Raw genomic sequence first — 8,823 nt, 5'->3', positions numbered from 1 at the left:
AAAAGACGGCTGATGTTATAAGACAAAGTGATGAAATTAAAAACATCATAACTATCATTAGAGATATAGCAGATCAAACAAATTTACTTGCTCTTAATGCAGCAATTGAAGCAGCACGTGCAGGAGAGCATGGTAGAGGATTTGCCGTTGTTGCTGATGAAGTTAGAAAACTAGCTGAACGTACTCAAAAATCTCTAGGTGAGATAGAAGCAAATACAAATGTATTAGCTCAATCAATAAATGAGATGAGTGAATCAATCAAAGAGCAAAGTGAAGGTATCAATATGATAAATGAGTCAGTTGCTCAAATAGATCACCTAACAAAAGAAAATGTAGCAATTGCAAACCAAGCAAACGAAGTAACATCTGAAGTAGATGAGATGGCTAAAGCTATAGTTGAAGAGGTTAGGAAGAAGAAATTCTAGCTTTTTTTATCCAAAGGGGGACAAGGGGACTTGAATTACGAAGCCGTCCCCTTATCCCCCTTTTTAAATCCCCTAAACCCTACGACGTTCAAGGTGCATGCGGTAGCACTATCGTGCCGCATGCGTTTCAAAAGCTCTAATAAATTTTAGATATGCTCACTCATAAATTTTAAAATTTGTTTTTTAGTGTGTCGCATGTGTTATGTTATTTAAATTATTAACTACATCTATGCGCTATATGGTTTTTTGTTTGGATTTTAGGATCGTCAAAATTTATAAATTTTCCTAGCCCCTAGTGAGACCAAATGGGGCTAGAGTAGGGATTATTTTTTAGCTACAAGAGCATTTTTTAGCACATCATCGATCGTATCTACGGCGATGATCTTCATATCAGCTTTTACTTCGGCTGGGATATCGACAAGGTCGCGGTCATAGTTTTTACGAGGTATTAGAGCTGTTTTGATGCCAGCTTTGTGAGCGGCGATGAGCTTCTCTTTTAGTCCGCCGATAGGTAAAACTCTGCCACTTAGCGTGATCTCGCCAGTCATCGCCACATCGTGTCTTACTTTTGTATCAGTAAGTATCGATGCGATCGCAGTTGTCATCGTGATGCCAGCGCTTGGGCCGTCTTTTGGCACCGCGCCCTCTGGTACGTGCAAGTGAAGATCGTAGCGTCTATAAACATCGCTGGCTTCTAGCTTGTGCTTGTCATCATCAAATTTTGGCACGATAGCCATTGGCACTTTTAGTTTTTTGTTATCTATCAGCACTTTTACCACGCTAAATGCGATCTGGGCGCTCTCTTTCATCACGTCGCCTAGCTGACCGGTGATCTGCATATTGCCTTTGCCTTGGATCCTGATAGCCTCGATCCTTAGCACGTCGCCACCGACACTCGTCCACGCAAGGCCATTTACCAAGCCGATCTGATCTTTTTTATCCGCTGGCTCGATCTCATAGACCTTTTTCTCTAAAAACTCTTTTAAATTTTTAGCCGTGACGCTGATCTTGCCTTCGTTCTTTTTGGTGAGGATATTTTTGGCGACTTTTCTTAGTATGTCAGCGATCCTGCGGCGTAAATTTCGCACGCCACTCTCTCTTGTGTAGTCGCTAATTATTAGCTCAAGCGCCTCTTTGCTAATGCTTACATCGCTTGGTTTTAGGCCGTGCTTTTTAAGCTCTTGAGGTAAGAGATATTTTTTAGCGATCTCAAATTTCTCTTGTGGAGTGTATGAGCTAAGCTCGATAAACTCCATCCTGTCGCGAAGTGCGGCTGGTATCATGCTCACGTCATTTGCTGTGGCGATGAAGATGATCTTGCTAAGATCGATGTTGAAATTTAAATAGTAGTCTCTAAATTTATTATTTTGCTCTGGGTCTAAAATTTCAAGTAAAACTGCGGTCGGATCGCCTCTGTAGCTTCTGCCAACCTTGTCGATCTCATCTAAAACAACCACTGGGTTCATCTGCTTAGCTTCTATGAGCCCTTGCACGATGCGGCCTGGCATAGCGCCTATGTAGGTGCGGCGGTGGCCTCTTAGCTCGTTTACGTCTTCAAGTCCGCCAAGTGCGATCCTAACTAGCTCACGCTTTAGCGCCTTTGCGATCGAGTTTGCAAGGCTTGTTTTGCCCACGCCTGGAGGTCCTGCAAAGCATAAAATGGCGCCGTTATTTACCTTTTCGCTAACACCTCTAAGCTCCAAAAGCTCGCGCAAGGCAAAATACTCCTCTATGCGCTCTTTTGGCTTCTCTAAGCTGTAGTGATCGGCATTTAGGTGCTTGCTCACTTCGGCGATAGAGGACTTTTTCTTAGCTACATTTTCAAATGGAATTTCAAGTACCCAGTCAAGATAGCTTTGCAAGGTGTTCGCGTCTGCTGAGTCTGGGTGCATGCGAGAAAGCTTATCTATTTGTTTTTTGATCTCTTTGTAGGCGTCCTCAGCCATAAATTTCTTCTTCGCATCAAGCTTTTTGCGGTACTCCTCAAGCTCCTCTTCACGGCTCGTATCCGCTCCAAGCTCAGCTTGAATTTGCTTTAGCTGCTCTTTTAAGAAGTACTCTTTGTTCGTCTTATCTATCTTTGAATGAACCTTATTTTTGATCTCTTTTTGAAGCTTGTTTGCCTCGATCTCTTCGATGACGTAGTCGATGAGCTTTAGTAGGCGCTGCTCTAAATTTTCTTCGACAAAAAAGCTATAAGCGATCTGTTTTTTTAGGCGAAGTGCGCTTGAAACTAGGTCGCAAACTCTGATCGCCTCAGCGCTCTCTTCGATCGTTTTTAAAAGATCAGGTGGGAAAAAGTGGCTAAACTGCGAAAGCTCTCTTACTTTTTCTCTTAAAACCACGATGAGAGCGTCAGTTTTGACCTGTGATGGGCGCTTGACGTGGAGCATATCGACGATACCACGGAGCGGATTTATGCCTGATTGTCTTAAAATTCTGCCCTTGTCGATGCCCTGAAATAGCACTTTCACACGGCCATCAGGTAGTGGCACACGGCGCATTATCGTGCCGATAACGCCTGCGTCATAGATGCCGTCAAAGTCTCTAGCGCCGTCTTGCTGGGGTTTTGTAGGCACGACAAGGATCGGCGTCTCTCCTTGTATGGCAAGCTCAAGCGCTTTTAAATTTTCTTCGTCGCTCAAAAAAAGCGGTGTTATCATAAATGGATATAAAAATAGCTCGTCCTCAACTATGATAGGGATCTCAGTTGGGAAGCCTTTGTTTTCGTTTATTTGCAAAATTTCTCCTATTCAAACAGTTTTCTATACCATGCCACGTCAGGTTTGATAAGGTCTGAGTTTTTAAACGGCGACTCTTCTAGCTTTTGCTCGTAAATTTTAGCCGAAACGTCACGGCCAGTTCTCTTGTAAAGATCTGCTATTTGCATGTCTAAGAAGTAAAGAGCAAGTTTAAATTTGATGAGCATGGTCTCGATAAGCGGCTTATACTCGGTATTTGGATACATATAAAGAAATTTCTCGATCTCAGTTACGCTATCCTCCATTAGCTTTTGGTTGCGGTTTGGCTGGGTAAATGAGTCAAAATTTGCTTTTATCTTTAGATATTGGGCAAATTCTGTTTTTGGGCCGTTATCGCCGTATCTTTTGATGTATTCATCAAGATAGTGATTTGCCATTAGATACTCTTCGTCATTTGCGTGAGCTTGGGCAAGGATGAGTAAAATTTGCTCCAAAAGTGGGCTTGCAACGTGCTCACTAGCCATTGAAACGTAGTGTTTATCAGCTGACTCCAGATCGCCATCTTTTATGTCAGCGATGACCTGAGCGTACCACTCGTCTGGAGTTAGATTGTAAAGTTCGGTGTATTTTTCAGCACAACCACTAAAAAGCCCTAAAAGAGCTACGACTGCTAGAAATTTAGAAAATCTTTTCATGCTTTTCCTTAAAAATTTTAAATTCGCTTATTTTACATTTTTTGGCATTATTTTTGTATAAATTTTTTAAAACTATGCTAAAATAAGGCAATTTTACAAAATAGGAGTTAGTATGATTTTTAGTGTTAAAAGCCCTATTTTAGGCTTCGAGCATATCAAGACGATGGAACTTATTGAGCTCGATAAATTTTTTGTTAAGCTAGCAAGCAAAGATGATGAAACATCTTTTACAATGATAAATCCTTTCGCGTTAAGAAGTTATGAATTTGACATCCCAAGCTACTATGAAGAGCTTATGGACATTAAAGAGAGTTCGCAACTTAGAATTTACAACATCATCGTAGTTGCACTCCCTCTTGAGAAATCAACCGTAAATTTCGTGGCTCCTATCGTTTGCAATATGGACAATATGACTTTATCTCAAGTAGTGCTTGACGTTACAAAATATCCACAATACGGACAAGCTGAAATGATAGAAAATTTCATACAAAAGTAAGTCGCAGGGAAGCTTTTTAAAAACAATCCTTGGTTTTCTTTCGTATCAAGGAGATTACAATGAAAACTATATGTCTTCTTCTCTTTATTATTACATTTAGCTGGTGTGCGCCTAGGGAATGCACATCAGACGAAGCAAAGTCTATCGGTTGTAAAGTTACTAAACCTTATATTGAAAATGACACGAAGGTACAGTATTTATGCTTTATAGATGCCGAAGAGTATGTTGATGGTTCTTCTAAAAATATCCCTCACTGCATAACGACCTATCCTAGAACTTGGACAGTAGATACAAAACCTTTCCCTCTTTTTTCTTCGCTAGCGCAAGATCACTTTCATGGTTATATTTCAAACGGATTTAAGTCATTAAAAACTGCTGTTGATGACCATTCTTCATTAGGGCTAAAACAAAGAGTTATAAATGGCAAGCTAAATACAAGAGTAAATGGCGATATGGCAACCATCGGTGCTACCGTCATGATCCAACGAGATGGTGAATATGACTTTGATCCTATCCCAGATAACAACAAATCATCGGTTTATTCTGAAAAAATTTTTAAAAATGATGGTGGCTTTAGTGTTAGTAACTATACGCAGTGTCAAAGTGATTTTGTTTATAATCCAAATAAACTTAGTTGTTGCCAAAACTCGGCATCATCTACATTCGACTTTAGTGAAAAAAACGATCATATACAAAAATATTTAACTGGGAAAAACGTGGTCTACGCCAGACTATACTGGGGTAGTTCTGTCTATCAAAACTGGAAATTTAAAAATGATGTAGCGGCAGATTTTATATCAAATGCATTGAACTTTATAAAAGGATATAGCAGGATAGACTTTAAGGTTCCCGGTAAAGAACAAGCCATAACGATAGACGCCAAACCAGAGGATATCTTTTGGACAGGTTCGTTCAGTGAGTATCGACCAAAGTCGATGACTTTTGAAGCGTATCAAGGATCTGGAGACCACCAAACGGCTATAAAAGCTGGCATAAGCTACATGTATGTTGCAAGTGCTGATGTAACAAAGATCGTTCAAAAGAGTCTTGGAACAACAAAAGAAGAGAGAACTTTTTCTGCTGGAAATATCAGAGCTACAACCACTCCTATTAAATACGATTTGCTGGAAGATAGTGATAGGTATTTTCAAAGAAGCAATGGTGAACAAGTTGATTTAGGAGGTGTATGGGGTTCATTATTGTTTTCGCCAGTTAATAAAAATAAAAATAGCGGATATTGGATGCAGACAAATCCAGCTCAATATGCTGGCTGGAGCTTGGTAATCATCTATAATTTTGACGATGAAACTGCCAGAGAAAATAATATAGAGCCAAAGATGGTTAGTATATTTGACGGTCTTGAAAAGCTTGCTCCAGAGTGGCTTACAAATTATGAACTTGAGCATGGGGCTTCTAAACCAAAAACATCTATAGTAGAAATTAAATTTAACAATCTTAATAATCCAAAACATGGGGATATAAATGCAACACTTACGATGCTTTCTTTTGGTGCTAAAAGGGAGGTTGTAGGTGATGATATAGAGATAAAACATAAAGGTGTTTTTAAGAGTGTAACTAGCAAATACAATGAAAAAGGCAATCAGTTTAACTCAACTATGACAAAATTTGGAAAGCTTATAAATCCCGATAAGTTTTTTAATAACCAAATTGATCTAGATATATTTGATATCTCAAATTTTATAGAAAATAAAGATCCAGCAGTCCAGATGCGTTTTACAGTTGCATCGACCTTGTTAAATAAGGGTGGAATTAAAATAGTAAATGCTGATCGTCCAAATTTAGCATTAGTTGGTTTTTCTAGTCGTATGTATAGACCAGAAGTTTGCTATGTAGAGGATTTGTATTATAAAGAGCCTGGTAAAAGTGGGTTCGTAAAAGCAGATAAAATTAAGATAATGGACAAAGGAGTGTTAAAAAAAAAGATAATAGAAGCAAAAGGCATAAAAAAAGAGACTATATTAAAATTTATTGTAAAGATAATGAATAGTTCAACAAATGAAGATGCTGAAAATTTTGTGCTAAAAACCATTATAGATCCGAGCCAAAAATATGAGCCAAACTCAACGAATATGGTTAAGACAACGACAATGCCTGACTATTCTGATAGTATGTCAGGGCTTGAGCACTACAACGACAACACTGGCTTGCAACGAAGTAGTGGTAATAATCTGACCTTTTTTTTAGGGAAAGGTGCTATATCAAATAAAGGTGGAACAATAAAGAGAAATGAAGGCGACTTTGCCTATGTTGTATACAACACTGAACTTAAGCATGAATTTAAAGAAAATAGTTACAAAACAACCATTACAAGTACAAATCCTGCTATAAATTTAGATCCTTATGATACATATATTAAAAAATGCCAACCTTATGATTTTAATATAACATTAGAAAAGCAAGAAGAGCCAAATAGTTTTGTCCCAAGTAGCAAACCAGATGATGGCACAGGAGCTTTTAAAAATAGACTTTTAACTCAGATAGTCTCAAAGCCATTTGATATCTATATTACAAACTACGGAGAAGATGGTAAAAAAAGAGCACCAGACTCCCCAGTGGATGTAAAAGTGGAGTTAGTTACATCATGTGACGCCACATCAAATTTATATGAAAAAAATATAAATTTTAATCAGGATATGATTACAAATAAAATAAGTGAGATCTTACTAAAAGACATCAAAGTAGATAGGGCTTATAGCACTCTTAAATTTAGAATTTCTCATCCTAACCCTAAGAAAAAAACAGATCCTACAGCACCAGATAAAATCACAGCATGTGAAAATTTAGATGACTTTGCTGTTAGACCAAGCCACTTTAGACTCTGGGACAACGAGGCAGGTACTATTATGAGTACTTCAACAAAGTCTTTTACTGGCGGCGAGACATATAATGACGCCATTTCGCTTGCTGCTATGAGGCCAAACGATAGTGATCTAGCAAGAGGCTATGCAAATAGCCTACTTGCAAGCCTTGTAGCTAAAAATGGTAACGTCTGTAATGCTATTTTAGATAGCAAAAACAGGCTAAATGTAAAATTTACAGAGGCAAGTGGAGGACTTGGCAAGATCACACGTAGTGCAAATAGCAATGATGGCTTTTCATACTCAGATATAGGTGATACAACTTTTTATGTAGTAGATAGCAGTTATACTTCAACAGATCAGCACGCTTCTCCAAGAGGCGATGACTGTGTGAAAAAATATAGAAAACCAGTGTTTGATCCAAACAACCCAGCAGATGATCCAGATGGTATCGGTAGGGTTAGCTGTGATATCGAGCTCAAAAAAGAGGGTAATGTTACGTTCCAATTTATCCCAGAAGATATGCAAATAAGCAATTTAAAAATCATAAAAGACGACGACGTGACTTATCTTGACAATGACGGTATGCAAAAAGTAAAACTTTGTTTTGATGTGACTGCAAAACTATCTGATACATTAAAAAATCTGCATCCAGAGCTTTATGGCGACTATAGATACTCAGATGAAAAATATCTACCTGCAAAGTTTTATGTCGATGCTTGCTATGCAAATGAGGCTAATTTTGAGCTAAAACTGCATAGAGTCCCTTTAAATTTTACAGACAACAACGGCAATGTTGGCACACTTGAAAAGGCAAATGAAGAAATTTTATTTTTTGAAGTTCTTGGATCAAATACTAAAAAATTAACTGGTTCTAACGCTAAAAAAGGTATGTTTTATATTAAAAAAAGTGCATTTGAAGAAGGTAAGGCCAGTGCAGAAGTCTATTTTAACTTCGCTAGAAAAGTAAATCACGCTAAAAATCCTTTTACGGTATTTAGCGATGATTTTAGTCTTGATAACTTAGATACGATCATAAATTCTAAGTCTTATAAATATGAATCTCCAGCCAAAAAAACATCGGCAAATTTCTACTATGGCAGGGTCTATGCGCCTTATTACGAAGGTCCAGCAGATGGATTTTTTGCCAAAATTTATTATGGTATATATTGTGATGATTGCGACAAAGCTACATACTTAACAAGCGGTACGGGTGCATGGCAAGCTTTTCCAGCGGCTACTTCATGGTATGTAAATCCTTCACATAAGGCAGGGGTGCTTAAATTTGATGATTTTAGCTTTTCTAATAATACGGTTTTGGGAAATAATGTAAGTGCTGTAAATAATGGCGAGCAACTCATTTTTGTAAGTAACCAAAAGCCAGTTAAAGACATAGCAAAGATGCATGCTAATATGTGGCTAATATATAATGAATTTAATAAAGATGCTACAACAAATGATTTTACATTAAAATTTCTAGTGCCAGATGGTAACTGGGCTGGTAAGACACTAAAAGAAGGTTCAGAAAAGGGCGATGTAGGAAATGTAGTGGGTGCAGAGGGAAATTTCAAAGACCTAAGCAAGAAGACAAATAGGAGAATTTCTTGGTAGATTCTAGCCATTTTTTTGTAGATTTTAGATTTCAAAAAATAAGCATACATTTAGAACCAAAAAGATATACTTGCC

Annotated in this window: 5 protein-coding genes; 3 read left to right on the top strand and 2 right to left on the bottom strand. The window is 38.0% G+C overall.

What is annotated here, in order from left to right:
• A partial coding sequence (locus CVS81_RS04250) for a methyl-accepting chemotaxis protein (RefSeq protein ID WP_234399518.1) occupies positions 1–425 on the top strand: 425 nt, incomplete at its 5' end.
• A 323-nt stretch (positions 426–748) separates the two neighbouring features.
• Here CVS81_RS04250 and lon read toward each other — a convergent pair.
• Positions 749–3,166: an endopeptidase La gene (gene lon / locus CVS81_RS04245; RefSeq protein WP_107965186.1), complete on the bottom strand. Its 2,418-nt coding sequence runs from the start codon at positions 3,164–3,166 to the stop codon at positions 749–751.
• A gap of 8 nt (positions 3,167–3,174) precedes the next feature.
• Entirely contained in the window at positions 3,175–3,822 is a 648-nt protein-coding gene (locus CVS81_RS04240; protein ID WP_009294177.1) for an outer membrane protein assembly factor BamD, read from the bottom strand.
• A 112-nt stretch (positions 3,823–3,934) separates the two neighbouring features.
• Here CVS81_RS04240 and fliW point away from each other — a divergent pair, with 112 nt between their 5' ends.
• The gene (gene fliW, locus CVS81_RS04235) at positions 3,935–4,318 is read left to right on the top strand and encodes a flagellar assembly protein FliW (RefSeq protein ID WP_012140104.1); all 384 of its coding nucleotides are present in this window, start codon (positions 3,935–3,937) and stop codon (positions 4,316–4,318) included.
• Between the two features lie 452 nt (positions 4,319–4,770).
• Positions 4,771–8,748: a hypothetical protein gene (locus CVS81_RS04230; protein ID WP_159070959.1), complete on the top strand. Its 3,978-nt coding sequence runs from the start codon at positions 4,771–4,773 to the stop codon at positions 8,746–8,748.
• Positions 8,749–8,823: the final 75 nt, after the last annotated feature.

Origin of the sequence: Campylobacter concisus, from assembly GCF_003049065.1 — a bacterium.
GTDB classification, from domain to species: domain Bacteria; phylum Campylobacterota; class Campylobacteria; order Campylobacterales; family Campylobacteraceae; genus Campylobacter_A; species Campylobacter_A concisus_BE.
The sequence above is the reverse complement of the archived record's forward strand: the minus strand, read 5'-3'. Positions and strand labels throughout refer to the sequence as shown.